25 protein-coding genes are annotated in these 23,123 nt (G+C 60.0%); 15 read left to right on the top strand and 10 right to left on the bottom strand.

Going from position 1 to position 23,123, the window contains the following annotated elements; genetic code table 11:
* Positions 1-9 precede the first annotated feature (9 nt).
* Together FHT93_RS35585 and FHT93_RS19465 are read left to right on the top strand one after the other, a co-directional pair.
* Positions 10-198, top strand: a complete 189-nt coding sequence (locus tag FHT93_RS35585) for a hypothetical protein (protein WP_246781652.1) — start codon at positions 10-12, stop codon at positions 196-198.
* Entirely contained in the window at positions 179-412 is a 234-nt protein-coding gene (locus FHT93_RS19465) for a hypothetical protein (protein ID WP_112543263.1), read from the top strand. Before FHT93_RS35585 ends, FHT93_RS19465 begins: the two co-directional genes overlap by 20 nt.
* Positions 413-428: 16 nt before the next feature.
* Here the strand turns inward: FHT93_RS19465 and FHT93_RS19460 are convergent, their stop codons facing one another.
* Positions 429-851, bottom strand: coding sequence for a hypothetical protein (locus FHT93_RS19460; protein WP_183849005.1), 423 nt, complete (start codon positions 849-851; stop codon positions 429-431).
* A gap of 107 nt (positions 852-958) precedes the next feature.
* Between FHT93_RS19460 and FHT93_RS19455 the strand changes: the two genes are divergently transcribed.
* Positions 959-1,522 (top strand): NADH-quinone oxidoreductase subunit B, encoded by a 564-nt coding sequence (locus tag FHT93_RS19455; RefSeq protein ID WP_112543261.1) that lies wholly within the window; start codon positions 959-961, stop codon positions 1,520-1,522.
* A gap of 90 nt (positions 1,523-1,612) precedes the next feature.
* On the opposite strand, the gene FHT93_RS19450 is transcribed toward FHT93_RS19455, so the two are convergent.
* The 3 genes from FHT93_RS19450 to FHT93_RS19440 are packed head-to-tail and all read right to left on the bottom strand — an operon-like array spanning position 1,613 to position 2,455.
* A complete protein-coding gene (locus FHT93_RS19450; protein WP_018114041.1) occupies positions 1,613-1,780 on the bottom strand; it encodes a hypothetical protein in 168 nt (55 codons plus the stop codon).
* A complete protein-coding gene (locus FHT93_RS19445) occupies positions 1,773-2,255 on the bottom strand; it encodes a DUF2243 domain-containing protein (protein ID WP_348649784.1) in 483 nt (160 codons plus the stop codon). The genes FHT93_RS19450 and FHT93_RS19445 overlap by 8 nt, the downstream gene beginning before the upstream one ends.
* Complete coding sequence (locus FHT93_RS19440; protein ID WP_183849001.1) at positions 2,252-2,455, bottom strand: hypothetical protein; 204 nt, start codon at positions 2,453-2,455, stop codon at positions 2,252-2,254. Before FHT93_RS19440 ends, FHT93_RS19445 begins: the two co-directional genes overlap by 4 nt.
* Positions 2,456-2,784: 329 nt before the next feature.
* Between FHT93_RS19440 and treY the strand changes: the two genes are divergently transcribed.
* The 6 genes from treY (at position 2,785) to FHT93_RS19410 (ending at position 9,905) form a co-directional block, all read left to right on the top strand.
* On the top strand, positions 2,785-5,322 hold the full coding sequence (treY, locus tag FHT93_RS19435) for a malto-oligosyltrehalose synthase (RefSeq protein ID WP_183848999.1): 2,538 nt from the start codon (positions 2,785-2,787) through the stop codon (positions 5,320-5,322).
* 252 nt (positions 5,323-5,574) lie between these two features.
* Complete coding sequence (locus FHT93_RS19430) at positions 5,575-6,396, top strand: mechanosensitive ion channel domain-containing protein (RefSeq protein WP_183848997.1); 822 nt, start codon at positions 5,575-5,577, stop codon at positions 6,394-6,396.
* A 474-nt stretch (positions 6,397-6,870) separates the two neighbouring features.
* Entirely contained in the window at positions 6,871-7,074 is a 204-nt protein-coding gene (locus FHT93_RS35580) for a hypothetical protein (RefSeq protein ID WP_246781651.1), read from the top strand.
* Positions 7,075-7,352: 278 nt separating this feature from the next.
* The gene (locus FHT93_RS19420) at positions 7,353-7,709 is read left to right on the top strand and encodes a hypothetical protein (protein ID WP_183848995.1); all 357 of its coding nucleotides are present in this window, start codon (positions 7,353-7,355) and stop codon (positions 7,707-7,709) included.
* Between the two features lie 32 nt (positions 7,710-7,741).
* Complete coding sequence (locus FHT93_RS19415) at positions 7,742-8,917, top strand: zinc-dependent alcohol dehydrogenase (RefSeq protein WP_183848993.1); 1,176 nt, start codon at positions 7,742-7,744, stop codon at positions 8,915-8,917.
* Between the two features lie 202 nt (positions 8,918-9,119).
* Positions 9,120-9,905, top strand: coding sequence for an alpha/beta fold hydrolase (locus tag FHT93_RS19410; protein WP_348649783.1), 786 nt, complete (start codon positions 9,120-9,122; stop codon positions 9,903-9,905).
* A gap of 339 nt (positions 9,906-10,244) precedes the next feature.
* Here the strand turns inward: FHT93_RS19410 and malQ are convergent, their stop codons facing one another.
* A complete protein-coding gene (gene malQ, locus FHT93_RS19405; RefSeq protein WP_183848989.1) occupies positions 10,245-12,074 on the bottom strand; it encodes a 4-alpha-glucanotransferase in 1,830 nt (609 codons plus the stop codon).
* Between the two features lie 460 nt (positions 12,075-12,534).
* On the opposite strand from malQ, the gene FHT93_RS19400 reads away from it, so the two are divergent.
* Together FHT93_RS19400 and FHT93_RS19395 are read left to right on the top strand one after the other, a co-directional pair.
* Positions 12,535-12,807: a hypothetical protein gene (locus FHT93_RS19400; protein ID WP_183848987.1), complete on the top strand. Its 273-nt coding sequence runs from the start codon at positions 12,535-12,537 to the stop codon at positions 12,805-12,807.
* Between the two features lie 668 nt (positions 12,808-13,475).
* A complete protein-coding gene (locus tag FHT93_RS19395; RefSeq protein WP_183848985.1) occupies positions 13,476-13,664 on the top strand; it encodes a hypothetical protein in 189 nt (62 codons plus the stop codon).
* A 139-nt stretch (positions 13,665-13,803) separates the two neighbouring features.
* Here FHT93_RS19395 and FHT93_RS19390 read toward each other — a convergent pair whose 3' ends face one another.
* Entirely contained in the window at positions 13,804-14,421 is a 618-nt protein-coding gene (locus FHT93_RS19390; protein ID WP_183848983.1) for a prolyl oligopeptidase family serine peptidase, read from the bottom strand.
* A 471-nt stretch (positions 14,422-14,892) separates the two neighbouring features.
* On the opposite strand from FHT93_RS19390, the gene FHT93_RS19385 reads away from it, so the two are divergent.
* Positions 14,893-15,717, top strand: coding sequence for a manganese catalase family protein (locus FHT93_RS19385; protein ID WP_183848981.1), 825 nt, complete (start codon positions 14,893-14,895; stop codon positions 15,715-15,717).
* 793 nt (positions 15,718-16,510) lie between these two features.
* Here the strand turns inward: FHT93_RS19385 and FHT93_RS19380 are convergent.
* Together FHT93_RS19380 and FHT93_RS19375 are read right to left on the bottom strand one after the other, a co-directional pair.
* Entirely contained in the window at positions 16,511-17,647 is a 1,137-nt protein-coding gene (locus tag FHT93_RS19380; protein ID WP_183848979.1) for a DNA topoisomerase IB, read from the bottom strand.
* Positions 17,648-18,312: 665 nt separating this feature from the next.
* Positions 18,313-18,498 (bottom strand): hypothetical protein, encoded by a 186-nt coding sequence (locus tag FHT93_RS19375; RefSeq protein WP_183848977.1) that lies wholly within the window; start codon positions 18,496-18,498, stop codon positions 18,313-18,315.
* Positions 18,499-18,766: 268 nt separating this feature from the next.
* On the opposite strand from FHT93_RS19375, the gene FHT93_RS19370 reads away from it, so the two are divergent.
* The 3 genes from FHT93_RS19370 to FHT93_RS19360 all read left to right on the top strand — a co-directional run bounded on the left by FHT93_RS19370 (position 18,767) and on the right by FHT93_RS19360 (position 19,772).
* On the top strand, positions 18,767-19,012 hold the full coding sequence (locus FHT93_RS19370) for a hypothetical protein (RefSeq protein WP_183848975.1): 246 nt from the start codon (positions 18,767-18,769) through the stop codon (positions 19,010-19,012).
* Between the two features lie 246 nt (positions 19,013-19,258).
* Complete coding sequence (locus FHT93_RS19365) at positions 19,259-19,501, top strand: hypothetical protein (protein WP_183848973.1); 243 nt, start codon at positions 19,259-19,261, stop codon at positions 19,499-19,501.
* 46 nt (positions 19,502-19,547) lie between these two features.
* Entirely contained in the window at positions 19,548-19,772 is a 225-nt protein-coding gene (locus tag FHT93_RS19360) for a hypothetical protein (protein ID WP_183848971.1), read from the top strand.
* Positions 19,773-19,917: 145 nt separating this feature from the next.
* Here the strand turns inward: FHT93_RS19360 and htpG are convergent, their stop codons facing one another.
* Together htpG and FHT93_RS19350 are read right to left on the bottom strand one after the other, a co-directional pair.
* Positions 19,918-21,807, bottom strand: a complete 1,890-nt coding sequence (gene htpG, locus FHT93_RS19355) for a molecular chaperone HtpG (RefSeq protein ID WP_183848969.1) — start codon at positions 21,805-21,807, stop codon at positions 19,918-19,920.
* A gap of 109 nt (positions 21,808-21,916) precedes the next feature.
* Entirely contained in the window at positions 21,917-23,062 is a 1,146-nt protein-coding gene (locus tag FHT93_RS19350) for an MFS transporter (RefSeq protein WP_112543363.1), read from the bottom strand.
* Positions 23,063-23,123 lie beyond the last annotated feature (61 nt).

Here is a 23,123-nt window from a genome sequence, read left to right as displayed (position 1 = left end):
CGAGGAGCCATGTCAACATCATCGAGAAGCCCATCAACCATTCGCCAAGGCGGGCCGGGCGCGTCACATGAAAACGCCAAGGCGCCGCTTCAGGTGAAAAAACCTCCGGCCGAATCCGATAACAGGACACGCAGCGGCGTGTCGGGCGGGGGCGGCGAACGAGATCGCCACCATAGCCATGATGACGCGCGCAAGTGATCCGGGACGCGACGCGGAGCTAGGTCATGCCCCTGCTCCTCCATCCTGGGCGCTTGAGCGCGCCATCGCCATCGTCCGCAGACACGGATATGGCCTTGCCAATTCGACCAACGCGGAGGCTCGCGCGCAAGCGGCCGCCAGCCTGGCCCTGGCGATCGCGAAGGCGCTGAGCGAGGTCGCCTCGCCTGCGTCGGGTCACGACCAGCGGCATTGATCGACGATCGTGTCCTTCATTCCTGTCTTGATCGACGCGTCCGCGGCCCGGCACGATCATGGCCGACGAGAGATTTGCCTGAAAGCACTGTCGATGCCGCCAGCACCAGAAACATCACGCCGAACACGCGCGTCATGACGGCCATCGACAAGCTGAGCGTGACAATGAACGGCAGGACAATCATCAGGACGCTGAAGACAGCATCGATGCGCAGATGAAGGCGAAGCAAAATCACGGGCAGGATGCCAAGTTCGTAATTGGTCAGGACAGCATTGAGAAGAATCAGGGTGCCGATAATCATCATCACGTGTCGCGCGGGCTCCGGCTCTTGAACGATCACAGGTACCGCTAATATCGCAGCGCCGGAAACATAGTCGGCAACACCGTGCACGAGTGAAGGAACAAACCGCATGAGCACGTCGCATCTGACGGCTTCCAACTGAAAACGCCCGCGCGTGTTCCCACCGCGCCGAGCCGATCTTTGGCACCTCATCCGGGAACTTCCGACACCGACGCTTGTCTGGTGGACAACGCAGGAGATCCACCATGTCAAATGAACCCGATCGTTCCGGTCCGGCGCCCGCGAAATTCCAGTTTCCGGGCGAAGGCCGGCGCGACGATCCAACGATGGGCATCATCAACGCCGAGCTCGCCGATAAGGGTTTTCTCGTTACCAGTACCGACGAGCTCATCACCTGGGCGCGTACCGGCTCGCTCATGTGGATGACATTCGGTCTTGCCTGCTGCGCCATCGAGATGATGCAGATGTCGATGCCGCGCTACGATGTCGAGCGGTTCGGCATCGCCCCGCGCGGCAGTCCGCGCCAGTCGGATCTGATGATCGTCGCCGGCACGCTCTGCAACAAGATGGCGCCGGCGCTGCGCAAGGTCTACGACCAGATGCCTGAGCCGCGCTACGTCATCTCCATGGGATCCTGCGCCAATGGCGGCGGCTATTACCACTATTCCTATTCTGTGGTGCGCGGCTGCGACCGCGTCGTGCCCGTCGATATCTACGTGCCGGGCTGTCCTCCCACGGCCGAAGCACTGCTTTACGGCATCCTCCTTCTACAAAGAAAGATACGGAGAAACGGCACGATCGAGCGATAACAAACGGCCGGCGGCGCCGCCTGCCTCATGTTGGATGGCCCGGGCGCCTGGGCTGACGCTCGCGATGCGGGCAATGGCTGCATTCACGACTTAAAAGCCGAGACAGCGAAGGGAAAGCTGGTCGGCAAGCGAGACGGTTTCTGCGAACAGAAAATGGGACCAGACCGGCCGCGTGGCGGCAAGGACCCCAAGGCCGAAGGATGACCAGATCGACGCTGTCAGCGCCTCTTTCAAAAGGACGGCTCCGATCTCACGCATGGATGTGCCTCCATGACAACAGGCCTATCAGCATCATGGCTCCGCCCCAGGCCAGGAAGGCGATATCCCAATACAGCCAGTTCGTACGCAGAACGGTCTCATTGACGTGGTGGATACCCAACATCTGGTGGTCGACAAGGCCTTCGATGAGATTGAAGGCGCCAAATCCGGTCAAAATGGAGGCCGTCAGACACCGGGTCGACCACCTGAAGTGAACAAGACGCGCCGCGCGCCACAGGCGAAAAAGGCCGGCCAGGATGAACAGGTAGGCGATCGAGTGGAACACGCCGTCCCAGAATGTGTTGAACTGCAGGTTCTCGACCGACGTGATCGGATACCAGGAACTGAAGAGATGGTGCCATTGCAGGAGTTGATGAAACACGACGCCATCGAGATATCCGCCGAGACCGACACCAAGACAGAATCCTGCGGAGAAGGGAAAGACCGGCGGGATACGGGGGCTGACACTTGTCACGACAGCGCCGAGAGCAGAATGATCATCGTGACGGAGGTGGCGCCAATGAGCATGAAACCCGCCATCAGCCATTCAGCCGCATGGGTTGCGGCCGGATGCCTAACCTCCTTGTGAACGCCGAAGATCGCCGTCGCCCCGGCAGCCATCCAGCTCGCCAGCGTGATAGATGAAAAGATCGTCATCCAGTCTGCCGCATGCATCGTCGTTCTCCTGTCATCTGATCACCGAACCTGAGTGCCCGTGACTGGTTCCCGGAGGCTGGCTATCGTTCGCTAGCGTACGCAGCGTCACTCGGCTGGCGAGGCTATGGCGAGCGCAAGGAAGCTTCGGCCGTGCGACGACGACGCCAGAAGCCTCTTCTTGAAGCAACGCCCGTCATGCCGTTAGCCGGATGGCGACCTGCGACCCACCGCTGCGCGTCGACGTTTCGGCTTTCGCCTGGAAGCACCTGGATCGGGAACAAGAGCACGCGCCGAGGGTTTCCTGCGACAGGTTTCAACCCTTCTTCATTCTCATCCGAAGGCTTTCCATGACCATTCCGACCGCTACCTATCGAGTTCAGTTTCGCAACGGCATGACGTTTGATCGCGCGGGTGCGCTTGCGCCCTATCTCAGACGGCTTGGCATCAGCCATCTTTACGCCTCGCCGATCTTCAAGGCCGCGCCCGGCTCCACGCATGGTTACGACGTGACCGATGCCAATGAAATCGACCCGGCGATCGGCGGCCGCGACGGATTTGACCGCATGATCGGGGCGCTTAGGGCAGAAGGGCTTGGGCTCATTCTCGACATCGTGCCGAACCATATGGCAGCGTCATTGGAGAATACGTGGTGGCGCGACGTTATCGAGTTTGGCGAACAGAGCCGGTTTGCCCGCTACTTCGACATTGACTGGTCGCGCCGCCTGACCTTGCCATTTCTCGGCGACAGTTTCGAAAGGGTCCTTGCGGCCGGTGATGTGTCGGTAAAAGCCGATCCTCGAAGCGGCAAGCCGGCGCTCGCCTATTTCGACAACTTCTATCCGATGACGCCGGACAGCTATGCCGGGCGCGAAAGTGCCGTCCTGCAGATATCGGACAAGGCGGGCATTGCCCGTCTCCACGATCAGCAACCCTATCGGCTGATGTCCTGGCGGGATGCGGCCAGCGACCTGTCCTATCGCCGCTTTTTCGAGATCACCGGGCTTGTGGGGCTCCGGGTTGAAGACGACATGGTCTTTGACGATGCCCATCGTCTCGTCCTGGAGCTGGTTCGTGACGGGATGGTGGACGGCTTGCGCGTCGATCACATCGACGGACTGGCGGATCCAGCCCCCTATCTGCACCGATTGCGATCGAAGACGGGCCCGGCCTGCTATATTACCGTCGAAAAGATCCTCGGCCATGGCGAGCGCCTTCCGCGAGACTGGCCGGTCGCCGGCACCACCGGTTATGAATTCATTTCGTCCGTCGGCCAGGCGCTGGTCGACGCCACCGGCCTTAGCGAGCTGCGCGACGCCTATGCCCGTTCGACGGGCGCGTCGGTTGACGTCAAGCAGGAGCTGCGCGAGGCAAAACTGCTGATGGTGGACAAGAATTTCGCCGGCGAGTTCTCCGCCCTCCTTGCTCTCGCGCTGGAAATCAGCTCGAAGGAGCCGCCCCATCCGTCTCTTGCCGACAGCGCGCTACGGAGGGGGCTGCGCGAGCTGCTGGTCGCTTTTCCCGTTTATCGAACTTATGGCAGTTTCCGTGGATTGCCGCCGGAAAGTCGCTCCATGCTCGACCAGGTGCTGGGCGCGGTTCGACGCGAGCCCGGCGATGCCGATCTCGAGACGGTCGCCTTCATCGCACGCATCCTGAAGGAAGATGACGCCCGATTTGCATCGGCAGCAGCCCTGGAGTTTCGCACGCGGTTCCAGCAGCTGACCGGACCGTTGATGGCAAAATCGCTAGAAGACACACTGTTTTACCGGCACAATGCAGTGTTGGCGCTCAACGAGGTGGGTGCGGAGCCGATGCCGCGCAGCTTCTCAGTTGAACGCTTCCATGCTGAGATGTCGGAACGTCTCGCCACCCAACCCGATGGCCTGTCCGCGACGTCGACGCACGACACCAAGCGGGGCGAAGACGCCCGCGCGCGCCTTTACAGCCTCACCGAGGCTCCCGGCATCTGGGTGGAGGCGGTTGACCGCTGGCGCGGCATGAGCCGGGCCAACGTCCAACATCTACCCGAGGGCCCGGCACCGGAGCCGGCAGTCGAATGGATGATCTACCAGGCGCTCGCCGGGGCCTGGCCTGTCGGCCTTGTCGCGGATGACGACGAAGGCATTCAGGCTCTTCAAGAACGCTTCCTGCCCTATCTCGAAAAGGCGTTGCGGGAGGCCAAACTGCGCACGAACTGGGGTGAGGTGAATGACGCCTACGAGGCAGCCGTCCTCGACTACGCCCGCGCACTCCTGTCGCCTGACAACAGGGGGTTCAAGACCGATTTCGTAGAAACGCTGCAACCCTTTATTCGCGCGGGGCTCGCAAACAGCCTCACCCAGACGCTGATCAAACTGGCGGCACCGGGCGTCGCCGACATCTACCAGGGAAGCGAGGGCCACGATTTCAGCCTTGTCGATCCAGATAACCGCCGGGAGCCGGAATTCGCGGCGTTAGAAGAGCAGCTCCCGTCTCAATTTTTCGGATCAGACGGCGGCAACACCGATTGGCAGACAGCCGGTTTCAAGCAGCAACTCGTCTCGGCCCTGCTTGGCCTTCGACATCAGGCGCCCGGTCTCTTTAGGAGAGGTGACTACCTGCCCTTGGCTGCCACTGGGGATGGCGCGCAAGGGATAGTGGCCTTCGCGCGGTCCGTTTCAGATCATGCCCTGATCGTCGTCGCACCCCGGCTTGTCTTCAACGTCCTGCATGCACCCGCAACGTCGCAGGTGCTGCGTCTGGCCCAGCCGGAGATTGCTCTGCCACCGGTCCTCGCGAACCGCACCTATCGCAACCTGTGGAGCAGCGCCAGGGTTCAACTCGCGAAGACCCTTACGGTCGATCTGCGGGAGGATGATCCCTTTATGGTTCTATGGGCAGAGTAGCTCCTGCTTAGGACGCGCCACCGGCATTGCGACGGGGATCTGGAAGTCGTCGAACCCATCTGGTGGGCGGCGGCGGCATTGGCGCTCGACAACCTGCATACGCAGGCGCTCGGGTTTCGGGGCCGGAACTTTTCCGCGGGCCTTCAAGTTTCTGGCGAGGCATCCGCGCCCTATCATGAAATTTATCACCAGGGCGCGCGGCCCTAATCAGATTAGCGGCGCCGGCCGCCACGCGAGGGCTGCGTCGCGCCGATGGAAAGGCAGATTATGGAAACAACAGCGGAATCAATTGCCGCCACGCCGACGGCGCTCGCCCAGTTGGGCACGCTTGCCATTCACTATGGTCTATCACTTGCGGGTGCCCTGGTGCTCCTCGTGGGGGGATGGATACTTTCGGGGTTCGTGAGCCGGTGGGCCTATAAGGGCCTCTCACGCATTCACGGCATTGATGAGACCTTGGCCCGCTTCTTTGAAAATGTCCTGCATTACGGCCTCCTGATCCTCGTTTTCGTGATGGTCCTGGGACAGTTCGGCGTTCAGACCGCCTCTATCGTCGCCGCTCTCGGCGCTGCCGGCCTTGCCATTGGTCTTGCTCTTCAGGGCACGCTGCAGAACATCGCAGCCGGGATCATGCTTCTCGTCCTGCGTCCTTTTCGGGTCGGGGAATATATCGAAACTTCGAGTATCAAGGGCAAGATCATCGAAGTGGGGCTGTTTGCCACCGAGCTGCGGACAGCCGATGGTCTATATCTGCTCGCTCCCAATTCGACCTTGTGGAACACGCCGATCGTCAACCACAGCCGGGAGCCGGAAAGGAGGCAGGAACTGTCTATCGCCGTCAGCAACGATGCCGATGTCGATCTCGCGAAACGAACGCTGCTCGACATCATCGCCTCCGACACTCGTGTTCGCCGCCAGCCGTTGCCACGCGTCTATTCCGATGACCTGTCAGCCGAAAAGACGACGCTCAAGGTTGAATATTGGGCGGCAACCGGGGAATGGACGGAGACGCGCCATGACCTGATCGACAGGCTCAAGTCAGGCCTGAAGGATAGGGAGATCGCAATCAAATAGACGACGGACCGCCAGTTCAATGTGCTCAAGCCAAGGCACTCGCTGCCGGCTCTGCAACGTCCGGACATATTGTATCCCTGCAAGAGGGCGTCAGTCGCCTTCCTGAGCATTGCTGGACGCGGACCGAAGGCGCGACGTTCAACCGCCGGCCCGCCTGGGAGAATGCTCCAAAGATTTCTCGCTTTGTCGGCCACCGTACGAAAGGGGCGAGGTCATAAAGAAGGCTTGACGCCTCAGGTGAAGGCGTTTGTCATGCCCGCGTCCCAGATGGCGCGGGACACAAGGGGAGGACGCGATGACAACACCCCTCGGACGGGTTAGGGGTCTGGGCTCTGCCAAAGGCGGGACGCGATCCTATGTACTCAAACAGGCGTCCGGGCTCGCCCTCGGCCTTCTGACGCCATATATGATCGGCGTTGGGATTTACCTATTCGGGCGTGACCGAGCGTTCGTGGTCGCATCCATGGGCAGTTTTTGGATCGCGCTGTCCTCACAGGCTTCATCGTCCTCAGCGCGATCCATATGGATATCGGCACGCGCGCAATCATCGAGGATTATATCCATGGTCCCATGCGCAAGCTCGCGCTACTCTTCCTCAACTCCTTTTTTACCTGGTCGGTATGCATTGTCTGCGTGATCGCGATCCTTCGAATGATGTTCCAGAGCGTCCAGGCTTGAGGGATATCATGGCCTCCTGCCGTCATCTGTGACACCCGATCAGCGTCGATGATAATGTCGACCAGCACTTCGATCACGCCAGTGCGGAGCCGACGGCGTGCGCCAGGCCCAGACCTTTGCGCGCCAACCGTCGAGCCAGCCTTCGCGATTTTCTTGATTCCTCTCTCATGGTCGGCACGTCCAGGCAAATCGCACGTCTGAGGTTTTTGCCAGCGCATCAGGAACAATCGTAAGACCTCCAGGTTCCGAGAGCGTGACGCCAAGCTTCAGGAGACCGCGTGCGATTCATCCCGACACTCATTCATGCAACCGTCGACTACATCGTCGGGCTACTCTTGATTGGTTTGCCCTTGCTGGTCACTATCGGTGGCCCTGCTCGGGCGCTGACGATGTCTCTTGGCCTCGTCGTTCTTCTTTACAGTCTGGCAACCGACTACGAGCTTGGCGTGATCCGCTTTCTGCGCATCCGATTGCATTTGTTTCTGGACGCGCTTTCAGGGGCAATTCTGTTACTTCTGGCGGTGGCCGCCGATCTGCCCGGTCCGGCCCGGTGGCCCTACTATGTCATCGGCGCCTTGGCGCTGTTTTTGAGCGCAACAACCCGCACCCGCGCTCAAGGCACGGCGGGGGAGTAGAGCACTCACTCTCAATATAGGGAAACAAGACCATGAAAGCATTGTGCTGGCACGGCAAGGGCGACATCCGCTGCGACGAGGTGCCGGATCCGGTGATAGAGGATGGACGAGATGCGATCATCAAGATGACAGCATGCGCCATCTGCGGATCCGACCTTCATCTAATGGATGGCTATATTCCCTTCATGGAGAAAGGTGACGTTCTCGGGCATGAATTCATGGGCGAGGTCGTGGCGGTTGGCGCCGACAACAAGAAGCTGAAGGTCGGCGACCGCGTCGTCGTGCCCTTCACCATATGCTGCGGCGAATGCCAGCAGTGTCTGAAGGGCAACTGGTCGGTCTGTGAGCGGACCAATCGCAATGCCGAAAATGCCACGAAAGCCTTTGGTTATCCGACGGCAGGCCTGTTCGGATACTCGCACCTAACCGGCGCCTATGCGGGTGGACAAGCCGAATACGTGCGCGTTCCCTACGCTGACGTTTCTCCGATCGTCATCCCCAATGGAATGAGCGATGAACAGGCATTGTTCCTTGGCGATATATTCCCCACGGGCTGGATGGCCGCAGCCAACTGCGAGATCGAGCCGACCGATGTCGTGGCCATCTGGGGATGCGGCCCGGTCGGTCAGTTCTGCATCAAAAGCGCTTTGATGCAGGGCGCCGCGAGGGTCATCGCAATCGACAATGTGCCGGAGCGGCTCGCCCTTGCTCGGCAGGCGGGCGCCGAGACGATCAATTTCGACGAAATCGACGATACCATACCCGAACTTCTCAAGGAAATGACAGCTGGCCACGGCGCCGACAAATGCATCGATGCAGTGGGCGCAGAATCGCATGCCACGGCGTCGTTCGATGCCGTCATCGACAAGGTCAAGGCTGCCACCTTACTTGGGACCGACCGCCCTCATGTGCTGCGAACCGCCATCATGGCATGCCGGCCCGGTGGTATTGTCTCGGTGCCGGGCGTATACGGCGGCCTGCTTGACAAGATCCCGTTTGGTGCCGCGATGAACAAGGGACTGACGATCCGGACGGGCCAGACCCACGTCAATCGCTACGCCCTTGACCTGCTTCGCCGGATCGAAGAGGGCGAAATCGATCCGAGTTTCATCATCACTCATCGCGCGACCCTTGAAGAGGGGCCGGCGCTCTATGAGACGTTCCGAGACAAGAAGGACAAATGCATAAAGGTCGTGATGACGCCATAGGCTCGGCCGTCGCTGATGATGTGGCCACGAGTAGAGCGGACTGCCCCTTCGACCTATCGCAAGAGGATCTGCGACAGGCGCGCCGCTTCAACCGGCTTCTGTCGTGGATGCCCCGGTTCAAAACCGGCCGCCGCTGGAATGCGCGCCTCGTTCAGATTGCGACGAGAACCTGGCATGCACTGACCCCTGATGTCAGGCGCCTGTGCTCGCAGGTGTCGGTTCTCACAATGCCGGACCGCCCGCTGTCCATCCGTGTTACCATCCTTCTGGTCGGGCGCGCGCGCTTGTTGTGCATTTCCATGGTGGCGCCTGGGTGATGGGTGATGCGCGGCTGGAGGATCGGTTGGCGAGCCAGATCGCCACCGACTGTGGTGCCGCCGTTGCCGTCATCGATTTCCGCAATGCGACGGATGATAATCTTGCGAGAACGCTTGAGGACACCCTGGCCGCCACTCAGTGGCTGGCGACGGACATTGCTCGTTTCGGCGTTCCACATATCGTGCTTTCGGGTGAATCATCGGGTGCTCATCTCGCAATGGAAGCCCTGTTCCATCTCCGTGCCGTCGGTTGCGGGCATGTCGTGAAGGGATTTTATGCTATATGCGGGGCGTTCGATCTAAAGGGTTCGCCCAGCCTTCGACAAAGCACCCCCGAAAGCCTGCTCATCGATGGACCTTCAGCCCTTGAAAATCTGCGCCGCTTGACGCCATCACTGCCCGAGGAAAAGCGAGGCGGACCGGCCGAGGGCAATTTCGAGGGACTTCCCCAGGCCCTCCTGATCGCAGGCCGCCTCGATCCCATCGCCGATGACAGTATCGAGGTCTTCCGAAGCTGGAGACGCGCCGGAGGAGATGTTCGCTGTATCCTGGTTCCTGAAGCGGTGCACGGCTTTAATAGAATGCCGACGGCTCTCGCCGCCAAGACCAACAGGTTCGCCCGCCAATGGATGCGGACGATTATTGCGCCGGTCGCGGAGGAGCCGCCTTGATCGGGACATCCCACGCCTGAGGCGGCGGACGGCTCAACATCGCGACGCAGACCCCCTGAGACAGCCTCCAGCGCACGAGGAAATTGGGTCCCGCGGGACCGAACGCGAGGGTCATGAGGCAGGAGAAAAGGCAGTGGCGTGCATTTGATGAGCCCCCTACGACAACAGAGGCCTTCAAGGTCCGGTCGCTACGGCGCCGGCAGGGCAACCAGAAGCAAAGCTTCGATATTCCCTTCAGGTATCTCGCTGGCCGATCACGCCAGGTGATGGTATCGCGTGCGCAAATCCCACCAACAATCCACCCTCCTCGACTGGCGAGCGCGAGACGATACGAGGCCATCAAATCGGTGTAGGCTCGCCCTTGTATCTCCTGGCATGGCGTGGACGATACCGGTTCATGATTGCGGCGACACGTCGAACGCGCGGATGTTTTTCGAGAATCTCGAGATCGACCGAGAGCTTCGGCCTCCAGTTCGGATAAGTCCTGTCGGTGCCAGGAATATTGGTCGGTGCGGGTTCATCCGTCAGATCCGCCAGACGAACGGAGGCCAGCATCGAGGGCGTCATGGCGATGAATTCATGCGCGGCCATGGCGAGCTCTTCCGGCTCGCTGGCCGGTGGACCAGCGTCTGAGGCAAGGAGACCCAAAGCTGAAAAAGCCTTCAGCACCCTTTTGCGCTCTTTAACGCGGTTGTCTTGATGTTGAATGGTTGTTTCTTCCGACACAAGCTCATGTTCCAGTCGAAGAGCGATGTCGGCGCCCTTCCACCATCCGGCGAAAGTCTGATGATCGTGCGTGGAGACGCAGGCAAGCGCGAGCTGCGGGTAGTGTTCCGGAAGAACGAAGCCTTCCTCTGTCTGCTCGTAGGACAGGATGCGATAGGAAAGGACGCCGGCCAAGGCGAGGTCCTCGCGAAGCCCATTTGCAATCTCGCCGAGGTCTTCGCCGATGACCAAGCATTTGTAATGGCGCGACATGTTCGCCAGTTGTTCCAGCATGTCATCGACGGGATAACGGACATAGGCGCCGTCTGCCGGGGTGGCATTGGTGGGAACGAGATACAGTCTAGCGAAGGCGGCGGCATGATCGATCCTGATGGCGCCAGCATACCGCATCGAAGCCCTCATCAGGCGGGTAAAGGGGGTGGGTTCACCGGCCGTGATCCTATCGGGGTGCAGAGCCGCCAGTTTCCAGTCCTGCCCCTGCGTCGCGAAGGGCTCCGGCGGGTTGCCAACAGCTGCTCCGGCCACATAGGAGGGTTCCTCGCTCCAGGTGGCCGATCCGTCGAGTGCTTCGCCAACTGCGATATCAAGATAAAGGCCGATCCGCATATTGGCCTTGCGGCAGCATTCCTGGGCCTCGCATAGCTGCACATGGGCGAGCCACTGCAGCCATTGGTGGAACTCGATATCAGCATGATGCTCCTTTTCGAAAGCATCGACGGCACCGGTGTGGGGCGATCGATATTCCGATGGCCAAGAGCCCCAGCCGGCGCCTGAACCTCTCGCGGACTGAGCGGATGACAAAGTCTCGAACAGGGCGTGAAGGCGCAGGCTTTCACTGCCCTTGCTGACGAACTCCTCGAATGCGACGTCAGGGCTTTTTCGACCCGCTTCAAAAATCGTGCGAAGGACGCCGAGCTTCAGGCGTGCCACGGCTTCATAATCGACGAGCGATCTCGCGCGTAATTCTGAAAGCTGCGCCTCGATGGCAGGGTCGTTGACGAAACCGCCTACCTCGTCCACGGCGATATAAAGGGGATTGAGAAACCTGCGATTGGAGGGCTCATAAGGGCTGCACCGCGCGGCATCGTAAAGGAAACCGGCATGCAGGGGATTAAGGCCAACAAAATCCGCGCCGAGCCTGCCGGCCATGCCACAGACAGTCCAAAGATCCTTGAAGTCACCAATGCCCCAATTGCGGCCGGAACGCAGCTCGTAAAGCTGCAGACTGAGCCCCCAAGCCGGTTGTTCGACAAGATCAGCAGGCGCATGACACCGGCTATCTTCCCCAGAAGGGATGCCGTCGACAGTCTCGCCGAGCGCAACAAGCATAGTGCGCAGATTGTCGTCAGAGACCCGCACTACACGCCCCTCGGGTGAGGGACGAACGAGCTCGATGCCTTTTTGCCTCGCCAGACGTCGGATCGAGGTGACGGCCTCTCTCATGCTGGGCCTCCCGTCAGTACATGCGCCTATCGTTAAGGCCGAATTGCATAAGCATGAACGGCCGGCGGTTTGCAGTACGCCTAAGCACGCCCCTCGAGGGCTTGTTTCATCAAAAGCGTGTAGTCAGGCAGTGACGATTGTCTGCGATCTTGCGCAATTGCGACATCGGGGACCGCTTGATAGTCGGGATCGCCTCCTTCGGCATATTGCGTCTGAGGTCCTTCGGGCCGTTCTGGCGCTTGGCGGCTCGGCAGCTGATGTTCAACCATCGTGGCACTCCGTTATTGGCTCGCAGTTCAACTTCGGGCGAGCAAATTCGTTCCGTGTCGATCGGGTGTTACTGCCGCGAGTACTTCGCTTCTCGGTCGGTTGGGACGCAGCCGTTGATCCTGATTAACGCACGCTCTGGAACAAGCCGGCCTCAACCAGGTTTTGAGCCGGTAACAACTGGAGGGTGGACATGAACTATATCTGGCTTTTCGTCGTGGCAGGAGGCGCAGCCTTGCTCGGGCTTGCCTTGGCCTTCGGCATGATCAGGCAGGATCCACGACGATCGGTCGGCGCGATGATCGGGGCCTTCCTGATTGCGATTCTGGCCGTGATTGGCGGGCTCTATGTCTCCAGGGCGCCGACCGCGCCCATCGTACCGCCTGATCGTCAAGGCACGGACAAGGCACTTCCTGCTGCGCCCGCACAGCCCGGAGCGTTACCGGGCCACCAAGACGCCCAATAATGTTCGTGTCGGCGTCGCGCGGCTGCGATCACGCCCGAGCTTGCGACAACCTCCTCAGAGTGCCTGTCTCCGGGAGCTCGCAATCCGCGGGACGGACAGGCAAGGCGGGCGGCGCGCTCGGCAGCGCGCGCAAGAAGCGCGACTACCGGCCGTCTGCCGCTTGCGCAGCCGCCCGAAAACCCGTTCGATCTACCGCCGTGCCGTTTCGGCGCAAAAGCAATGACTGTCGATCGGGCACATGGTTTTTGCTACAATCGACTTCGCGGTAATGCGACCAAACCGGTGGCAAGCTATCAATGGACAATGATGTCGGCAGGATAGTGGAAGCGGCTGGCGGTGCGACCGGCGTCATGGGCTAAGGAAGCGCAGCGGAGGCTTCGGCGCCGGCAAATATCGTACGGCCTTTCAGCGGACATCCCTGCCTTTCATTCGACCGCACGGCGGTCGGGCGACGGCAAGGCTCGCCGCATCGTCGCAGGCTGGCAAGTGCTGCTCCGTTTGGCCAATGGCAATCGGGGCAATCGCACTGTCACGTCCGCCCATCTCGGACCCCGGAGGAACCCTCACCTTTGACGGCCGTCACGGATCTAGGAAGACTGGCGGCATTCCGGCCGGAACGATTTGTCGTCTTCCGCGTTCTAATGCCGCAATGCGGAGAGCATATCAAAATGAGTACCCATTTCCATCCCGGGACCATTGTCGCAGGTCGGGCCAACGAGGTGTTGGACGTCAAGCGTTTTGCAAGCGACCACAAGCTCGACGACAAACAAACACGTGACCTCCTCCGCCTGTTTGGCGCCTTCGCGACCCGTCATGAGCTGCTCACCAACTGCGTCATACCGCGCACTACGCGTTGAGAGCATGTCGGCTGCGTAATCTCGCCCGCTGATTAGGCGCGGGCCGACGGTAGAGCGAGAAGGTGCCCATGCCACAGACGCCTTTGGCACGGACGAAAAATTGCTGCGCGTGTGGGCATTCACAAAGCTCGGGAAGAGGCTAACGCTTTTCAGCTCCCACAGGGAGGAGTAACTTGTGAAGAAAGCCTAACGCTTTTGCAGCTCCCCGCGTGGAAATCGTATGTCCGACACCCTCCTCTACCTCGAGCTCGACCTTAAATCCGGCGGCTCCGAGACGGGCTGCAGCCATCGTCGAGGCAAAAGCCGGTATCGTCTGGTCGGCCTCTCCGTGAACCAGGAGAATCGGCGTCTCGTTGCTCTTGGAAGAGACGGGCGTGGGCGGCAGAAGACCCGAGAACGAAACGAGCGCGCCAATGGTCCAGCGGCCACTGGCAACCGCGTCGAGGGCGACGATCGCGCCTTGCGACACGCCAACGAATGCGACGCGAAAGTGAGCGTTGCGAAATCCTTCTCTGTCGATGATCTCGCCAACGACTGTATCAAAGGCGGCCCGCACAGCCTCGATCCGTTCGGGCTGGAGCTGATAAGCGTCGACGTTGAACCATTGATGGCCACGCGGGTGGGGAAAGGGCGCGTCGAGAGCAACGAAACGCGCGTTTGGAAGCGACGAGCGCCAGGATGAGGCAAGCGGCATCATCTGAGCCCCTGACGCACCAATACCATGGAAGAAAATGACGAAACTATCGCGCGAAGTCATGGGATCCTTGAGATATTGCGATTGGAAGGTGGGGCGGCCGTGGCGCAACACACGAAGCCGAGTGAGAACGCCACTTTGCAGCGGCCATGCCAACTGCTTCTTTTCGGGCACGCCCGTAAATGTGTCTCTACCGCGTTGGCCGCAAGCACCCGGTGTTGCTGCGTACGCTGGGCGACAGACCCTCCGTCCCGACCGCTTTTCGCTCCGCTCTTCAGGTAAAGCGTCGGCCCAAGCAGATACTCGCTGCAAACGCGGTCGACGCCGGATCAAATTGCGCCGGAAGCGTCCTTCGCCGGCGTTCCTTCACTTCGGGCAGATCTCCACATGCGGCAGGAGCGCTGGCGGTGCCTCGCTATTGAGATCGCCTCCATCGCGAAAGGGCCACCGAATTGCCGGCGAAAGCTCCAATCCTGGCGGGAACAATCGCGTGATGGGATGGTTAGCAGGCCTTGCCAACCCAAGGAGAAGTCAATGTTCTATACAGACAACAAGCTTCAATTTCCCGTGCGTGTTGAAACGCCTGACCCGCAGTTTGCCCGCGCGTTGCAGCAGGCAATCGGCGGCGTCGAGGGCGAAATCCGGGTCGCCATGCAATATTTCTTCCAGGCCTGTGGCGCGCGCGGCAATCCGAAGTTTCGCGATCTTCTCATGAACACCGCCACAGAAGAGCTGGGCCATATCGAGATGCTTGCGACGGCGGTTGCTCTCAACCTTGAAGGTGCTCCAGTTTCGGTCAAGGACGAAGTAGGTGCCGATCCAGTCGCAAGCGCGGTCCTCGGTGGCATCAATTTGAAGAACCTGCTGTCTGCCGGTCTGTCGGCAATGCCGGTGGACTCTGACGGTGTTCCGTTCAACATGTCCCACATTTACGCGAGCGGCAACATCGCCGCAGACATGACCGCCAATGTCGCTGCGGAGTCGACCGGCCGCGTACTGGCAACGCGACTTTACAACCTGACTAACGACCGCGGCATGAAGGAGATGCTGTCCTACCTGATCGCCCGCGACACGATGCACCAGAACCAGTGGCTGGCAGCCCTCGAGGAGCTCGGCGGATCCACGGGCGTCTTTCCAATCCCCAACAGCTTCCCCCAGGAGCAGGAAAACCAGGAATTCAGCTACGCTTATCTCGGATTCCATCAAGACGGCAGCGCACCCGCTGCAGGCCGGTGGTCGCAGGGACCTTCCGTCGATGGCAAGGGCGAGTTCGTGAGCGCCCTGATGAAGCCGCTTGGTCCTGAACCGGCGCTCGGCCCAGCCCTCCCCAATAGCGGCGCCCAAAGCGAACAGATGTAACGTTAATGGCGGGCTTCAGCCCGCCATACCTAGCTACAGGGCGGGTGGTCGCCTTTGTCTTCTCCGTCTACCATTCAATCACGGCCTCCAGCCATAGCCCGTCGGCATCAAGACAGAGGGGACCAGGCCCGCCCAGCAACTGGGGTGAAGGAGCACCAGCGTCGCTGCTGAGGAGGGGCGGCAAATCTAGGTGCTCGCTTCCTTACGTATTGTCAGCTTCCACGTCTCGTGGACGATTTGTGTTCGACGAAATGGCCGCCGGTTGTTCCAAACAGGTGTCGCATATGGCCTTTGAGGTTTTCTGGTAAACCGGCTGCAAGTCCGCGGCGTTTGCTCGTTGCCTGCGCCACCAGTCCGGCCGCGAGGTGGCAGTTTCGGTACGCTCGCGTACCAGCTTACCTCTGCCTGTTGATTTCAGGCGAGAATTGATCAACCTTCGTGTTCCAGTGAGGGAGGGGCGCAGCGCCGGGGGGCGACGCCCAAGAGGCGGGGTGGTTCGGGACGGAACTACCCCGTCCTGGATTCGGAGCGATGGCCGCCCTCATGTCGACGCCAGTTAAGGTCGCTCGCGGACCCGACCAGATCATGTGCTATAATGAACCTGAGGGAATTACTCTCAACGATCCGTTCGCCGTGCTTGCGCCTTCGCATCTCCGCATCGTTCGAGGTCGCGCCCCTGCGCTGGGAACAGGCAGCACGGAACCACTTGCGAACAACGTCATCCGCCTGGCCGGCGCTCTTCCACCGGATCGGTCCGCTCCGTGATGCCGCTCAACCCCCAAGTCCGTGGTCGTCAACTTGATCCTGGATCGTTCGTACCCTCCGCCGTCACCATGGACATGTCCGGAAGCAGGCTCGTTTGGCACGGAACAGCTGAACGCTTGCCTAGCCATTTCAGCACTCTGATTTCGTCCAAGTCCATCCAATCCAGAAGCCGAGTACTCCGCGTCCTCAGCTTGAGGACATCGCTCAACGACCCGGCCTCGAAGTCCTCGAAAACCGCGGGATGAATGTAGGACGAGCGGCAGACGGATCGCGTGTTGACGAGTGTTGCGGCGACCCCGTCTATGGCTTGGTTCAGCTGACGGGAGAGCTCGCGTTTGGTGGACGCCGCCTTGATCGACGCAAGCGCCTCAACCGCCAAGCATGTGGCACCCCAGGTTCGGAATTGTCTCGAACTGAAATCTTCTCGCGTAATGTCCTTGATATAGCAGTTCACATCATGCGACGTGATCTGGCGGCATGCACCGTCCTCGCACATATACTGGAACAGGTTTTGCCCCGGTAGTTCCTGAAGTTTGCGCACCACATTGGCGATCCGGCGGTCGCTGTGCGAAAGGTTCCACTCCTTGCCTGATTTGCCTTTGAAGCGGAACCTGACGCTACCCCCCTCGACGACGACGTGACGACTTCGAAGCGTGGTCAGTCCATAGGATTTGTTCGTCTTGGCGTAGGCCGCGTTGCCAATTCGAATGTAAAGATTGTCGAGCATCCAGACGACCGTCGCCAATGCCTTGTCCATGGTAAAGCCGCGTGAACGAAGATCGCTATCAACCCTCTCGCGCAGGTCGGGAAGCCGGCGGGCAAACTCGCCGAGGCGATCAAACTTTGCCTTGCCCCGCTCCGCATGCCATTCGGGATGATAGCGATACTGACGCCTTCCGCGGGCATCGGTTCCGACAGCCTGCAGGTGGGAAAACGGGTTGGTCGAGATGATGACATTCTCATAGGCGGGCGGAATCGCGAGGGCGTTGAGCCGCTCGATCTCCGACGGTTCCGTGATGCGCCTGCCGTCCGGCCTGTAATAGTCGAAGAAGTCCCCCCGCTTCTCCCGGGTGATGCCCGTTTCAAGACCGGGGACGTAGACGAGGCCAGAGGCAAGCTTTGCCTCCGCGCCGATGATAGCGAAGCCGGTGACGATGTGGTTCATCTGCCGGTAACTTGGAGCCATCGATTCGGTTCCCTCAGGGACGACGCGCCGCGGTGCGGTTGCTTCGACTGACCACGTGTAATTTTTGAAATGGCACCCGAAGTTTTAGCCTCTTCGTGACGCGGTGAGACGGCGGATCGCGGCGTGCCCCTCTCGTTCTGGTACGGTACCGCGTCTTCATCGACAACGAAGCCAGGTACCCACGAACCAAAACGGTACAAGGGTCGGAATTGATCAGCCCTTCTTGATGACTACACCCCGTGCCTACCAGTCTGCGGCTTAAAAACCCGCTCCCGCCACGGTGATGCGATCCAGGTGGGCACTCTTGTTCGGACTATAATTTTTCGGTACCGGCAGGTGGTCGCCTTCTCAATGGCGAGTAAATCTCAACAAGCAGCACGACTCGCTCCGGAAAAGGCGGTTAAGCTCGTCACCTTTGGATAGCGGCACCCCGCGCAAGGCGAAGCAACAGTCGGAACGGACGGCCGGGCGCGGAAGCAAGACAACGGCAAGCCAAACAGTCCAGCACCAGGATTCCTGACACAGCCGACTGAACCAGGCGCAATATCGAACCGACACAGGCGGGTGGCGCGCGGTGCGAGTTCGTGTCAATGGCTGATTGCGGGGTGCTTGCGAAAACACGAAAACGCTGGGCTCGCTTGCTCTCAGAGCTGGCGGGCTTGCGCCGCAGCCTGCATGCGCGCGAGCCGAAGTCTGGCGGTCTTGGCGTCGCGCTGTCGACGCTCTTCTTCAAGTGCCTCCCGTGCCGCTTGGTTCGTCCGCTCCAGGACATCCATCCTCTGCTCTGCATTCATTGTGTTTCTCTTCCGCACGATCTCAGTGTCTGGCATGGTTGCCTCCTTCTCCTGAGAAGGCTGAACGCGCTTTTGGCGCAGAGGATGCGGTACGCTAGCGGACCCAAGACCAGCCTTTGTCCTGAACCGGACTAAGGGCGCGCGGTGCAAGTTTTACCTGATGGTGACCGGCCGCGGCCCGAGGTCGATATGACTTTCCCCGAATCTGGAACAGGTCTGCGCGAGCTTCGACAGGATTATCACAGGCTTCTTGCCTCCTGCGCAACGGGACCTAAATGGCAAATTGATCGGACGGGAGATGATAATGGCAATTCTAAACGACTGGCTGGATGATCGCGTTCAGGAAATCATCGGCACCCCGGGCTTCCACCACCAGAAGTCGGATTTTCGGGATAAGGCGAAGCATCTGGTCGACAGGGGCAAGGAAGAAGGCTTCAGCGTCGCAGAGATCAAGGAAGCTTGTGGCGGAGATGTCGAACGCTTCTTGCTGGAGCATCAGAACGCGATGACTGACGTCGAAGCGCAACAGGTCACCCTGACAAGGCACTAGGCTTGCCCAGGTCTACCGGCAGCAGGGTTGGGTTCTACCGCCCGGCAATGCCGCGTGCTCCTGCTCGGATTTCAGGGGGTCATGGACGAGATAGGGCGTAGGGCTAGTGGCCGCACGCCGCTGGGCAGGTCGTAAGGTCATCCTTGACGCGATCCCGTGTTTTGGCTCGCTCCTGCCGGGCTGTCCGGGCTTTAGGGGAACTCCCTTTCTCTCTGATCGTTGTCGCTAGGAGAAAGGGAGAATGCAATGGCCGTGATCTATCATGTCGCAGAACACGATGAGGGATTTGCCTATCGGATGGAGGACGTCTGGTCGGAGACCTTCGTGTCTCACGAAGAGGCTCTGCAGGCGGCGCGCGCAGCGGCGAGCCGGCAGCGCCTCAGCGGGGAATCAACCGAAATCACCTTTCAGGATGAAACCGGCGCGTGGCAGACCCAGGAGGTTAGCGGCGAAGATCGTCCGTCGACGGATGTCATTGATGACACTTGAGCAGAAAAAGCTCTTTTAGTGTCAGGATCATGAAAGGACGCTATTGATGTCGAAGATTGAAGCAGAAAAATCCGGTTGGTTGCGCAGCTTCATGACGGAGCTCGGGATTGTCGAGCCCGCGTCGGTCGCTGAGCTAGAAGAGGACCACCGGGAAGTGATCGAGGCTTATCGGAACGGAAAGATCACGCAGGCCATGCTGAAAGGCAGCTTGATGAACGACGAACGTGTCAGCACCCAGGTCGAGATCTCCGCCGCCGAAAGGAAATTCTAGTTCTCCGTTGATCCGCCTCGCAAGCGCGTCCCGGTTCGCATTGACCACGACGACAACCAGCAAGAGGATAGACTGGCCGCAGGACGTAGCGCTAGCGTATAGATCAACAGCGCGGCAGAACCTCCAGGGCCAGCTCTAATCCTTGTTAGGAGCGCCGTCCCATCGCTAGCGAAAACAGCCGTGCCTGCCTGTCGGCAAAGGCTCGGGGATCAACTGGCCTGTCGCCATCGAGGATGCGGGCCTCATCGAGCAAAAGCCATGCGGCATCCTGCCGGAATACCTGATCCTTCATCGCCGCGATTTCTCGCACCAGTTCGTTTCCAGCATTGATCTCCAGGATCGGCTTTGAAGCGGTCTGCAGCCTGCCAGCACCCTGAAGGATCTTTTCGAGCTGCCGATCGGGGCCATGTTCAGGGGCAACCAGGCAGACCGCGCTTTGCGTTAAGCGCGCGGAAACACGGACATCGGCCACAGCCTCGGCCAGAGTGGCTCGCGCAAAATCGATAAAGGCGGCGACGTCCGCGGACGACTGGGAACTGTTGTCGCGATTATTTAGCGCATCGTCCAGGCCGTCCAGATCGGCTGCACCTTGAGTTATCGATTTGAAGGTTTTGCCTTCATAGTCAGGGGCGTTTGTCGGCCAGAAGCTATCGACTGAATCGGTCAGAAGCAGCACTTCAATATTTTTTGCTCGAAAACCTTCCAGCTGGGGCGACGCGTTCAGCTGATCAATCGAGGACCCACTTATATAGTAGATCGCGGTCTGTCGATCTTTCATGTCGGCAAGGTACTCCGCCAGGCTGCGTGTCTCCTGACCGGAAAAGGTGGTGCGAAAGCGCGCGAGCTTGAGCAGCTGGACGCGCCGTTCGAAATCCTCGTAGATGCCCTCCTTGATGATCGCGCCGAACAGGTCCCAGAACGTCTTGAAGGTCTGGGCGTCATTCTCGGCCATCTTCTCCAGTGCGGCGAGAACACGCCCGGTCACACCCTTTCTGATCGCGGCGAGAATCGGGCTTTCCTGGATCATCTCACGTGAGATGTTCAACGGCATATCCGCCGTGTCGACGATGCCCCGCACAAACCGCAGATAGCGCGGCAGCAACTCGGCCTCGTCCGTGATGAAAACCCGCTTGACGTAGAGCTTCATCCGACCGTGGCGGTCTGGATCGAAAAGATCGAAAGGCTGCGAGCCCGGGATGAAGGCGAGCGCGGTATAATCCTGGCGCCCTTCGGCGCGGAAGTGCACAGTGTGCAGGGGCTCGTCGTATTGGCCCGACACGCCTCGATAAAAATCGTCATATTCCTGTTTCGAAATTTCAGTCTTGGGCTTTGTCCAAAGCGCCAGGCCGTCCGTGACCTGCTGCGGATCGCTTCCCTCCTTTTCGACTAGGCGGATGGGCACGGGGACATGGCCGGACTGCTCGCGGATGATGCTCTTTACCGTCCACCGGGCAGTGTATTTCTTCGCCTCGCCCATCAGGTGAAGCACGACGCGGGTTCCTCTCGTCGGAGCACTACTACCATCGACGCCGACAATATCGTAGCTGCCCTTGCCGTCGGACGACCACCTCCATGCCTCCTCACCGCCGGCCCGCCTGGAAATGACATCGACGCGATCGGCAACCATGAAGGAGGAGTAGAACCCGACGCCGAACTGGCCTATCAGCTCGGCCTTTTCCCCGCCTTTCGCGGCCTCGATCCGTTCCATGAAGGCGCGGGTGCCCGACCGCGCGATCGTGCCCAGCGCATCGATCATCTCCTCTCGGCTCATGCCAATGCCGTTGTCCTCCACACTCAGTGTCTGCTTGTCTTCATCGAGGCTGACGAGGATTTGCAGCTGCGCGCCGTCTGCGCTGAGATTGGGCTGGGAAATCGACTCGTAGCGAAGTTTCTCGCAGGCATCGGCAGCATTCGAGATCAACTCGCGTAAGAAAACGTCCTTGTCCGAATAGACCGAGTGCACCATCATGTGCAGGAGGCGGCTGACATCGGCTTCGAATGGATGTTGTTCAGGCTGACGTTCGTCTGTTCTCATAGATCTTCCCTCATCTCTTGCGTCGCACCTGCGGTCCGACGCAGATTCGACCGGACAACTTAGTTCACCGTGCGCAACAGGCAAGATCCTAAGCTTTCTCCCTCAGCGCTCAGGCTACCGGAACCCGGGTTTTCGCGAGTGCCCTGCTCGATATCAGCGCGGCGGCTACGAGCGGCACGACTGTCCAGTAAGAACAGCGCACGCCGAAATACTCGGCGACGAAGCCGAGCAGCGGCGGCCCCGCGAAAAAAACCAGAAATGTCGTTTGTCCCAGAGCTGCCACATTGACGGACGGTGCGCGATCACCCCTCCCCGCCGCTGCGGAAATTGCCAGTGGATAGACAGCCGAACATCCGATGCCGGTCAGTGCGAAGCCTGCGAGCGCAACCACCGCATGCGGGGCCGTCGCCACCATGACCAGGCCCGCGGCGGTGATGAGAAGCAGGCTCCTGGCGACGGCGAGCGCATCAAAGCGGTCAACGAACTTGTCCATGACGAGCCTGCCAATGGCAATCATGAGGGAGAATATCGTGACGCCAAGGCCCCCAACGAAGGGAGATGCCGCGAACACGTCGCGCATGTAAATCGCCGACCAATCCACGCTTGCCCCTTCGGCGAGCAAGGGTGCAGCGCCGATCAAGCAAAGAGGTAGGAGGCCGAGGGTCGGCAGCGCGATCAGGTGCTTGCCGATTTTGGGTGTGTTGTCTCGGCGAGGCGCGGTTTGGATCTGCGTGAAGATGATCGTTCCACTGATCAGGATCAGCGCAAGCGCTAGCGCCATGTGAATCTCGACTGGTATCGTCGCTTGACGCATGATCGCGCCGACGAGAGCCGTAATGAAGAAACCGGTGCTCCACATGCCATGCGCGCGGCTCATAATCCTTCGTCCAAGCCGGGCTTCGTGGCGATCGGTTTCGATGTTCGCGTTGATCTCGAAGGCGCCGGTCAGGATACCAGCCACAAACAGGACCGGAGCGGCGGCGACCGCCGAAGGCATCCAGGGAACAAGGGCAAATCCGGTGCTTGCGCCAAATACTGTCAGGAAAGCCATGGTGCGGGCGCCGAACCTTTCGATCACCGGAACGGAGAAGGTCAGGCCGAATAGAACCCCTGAGGACATCGACACTAGCAGAATGCCGAGCTGGCCCTCGGAGAGTGCAAATCGGGCCTGGAGGTCGGGGAGGCGTGAAAACAAAGCTCCGAGCATGAAGGCGACCGCGAACTGGATGAAGAAGATGCGCTGATGTGGCTGCATGAGCGGGTCAAAGCGTCGGGTTGGAGCGATCGAAGCGCGGATGTTCAACGAGGATTGGAAA

Origin of the sequence: Rhizobium sp. BK379 (assembly GCF_014193955.1) — a bacterium.
Lineage (GTDB): Bacteria > Pseudomonadota > Alphaproteobacteria > Rhizobiales > Rhizobiaceae > Rhizobium.
Note: the sequence above shows the minus strand (reverse complement) of the source record. Positions and strands in the feature narration are given on the sequence as shown.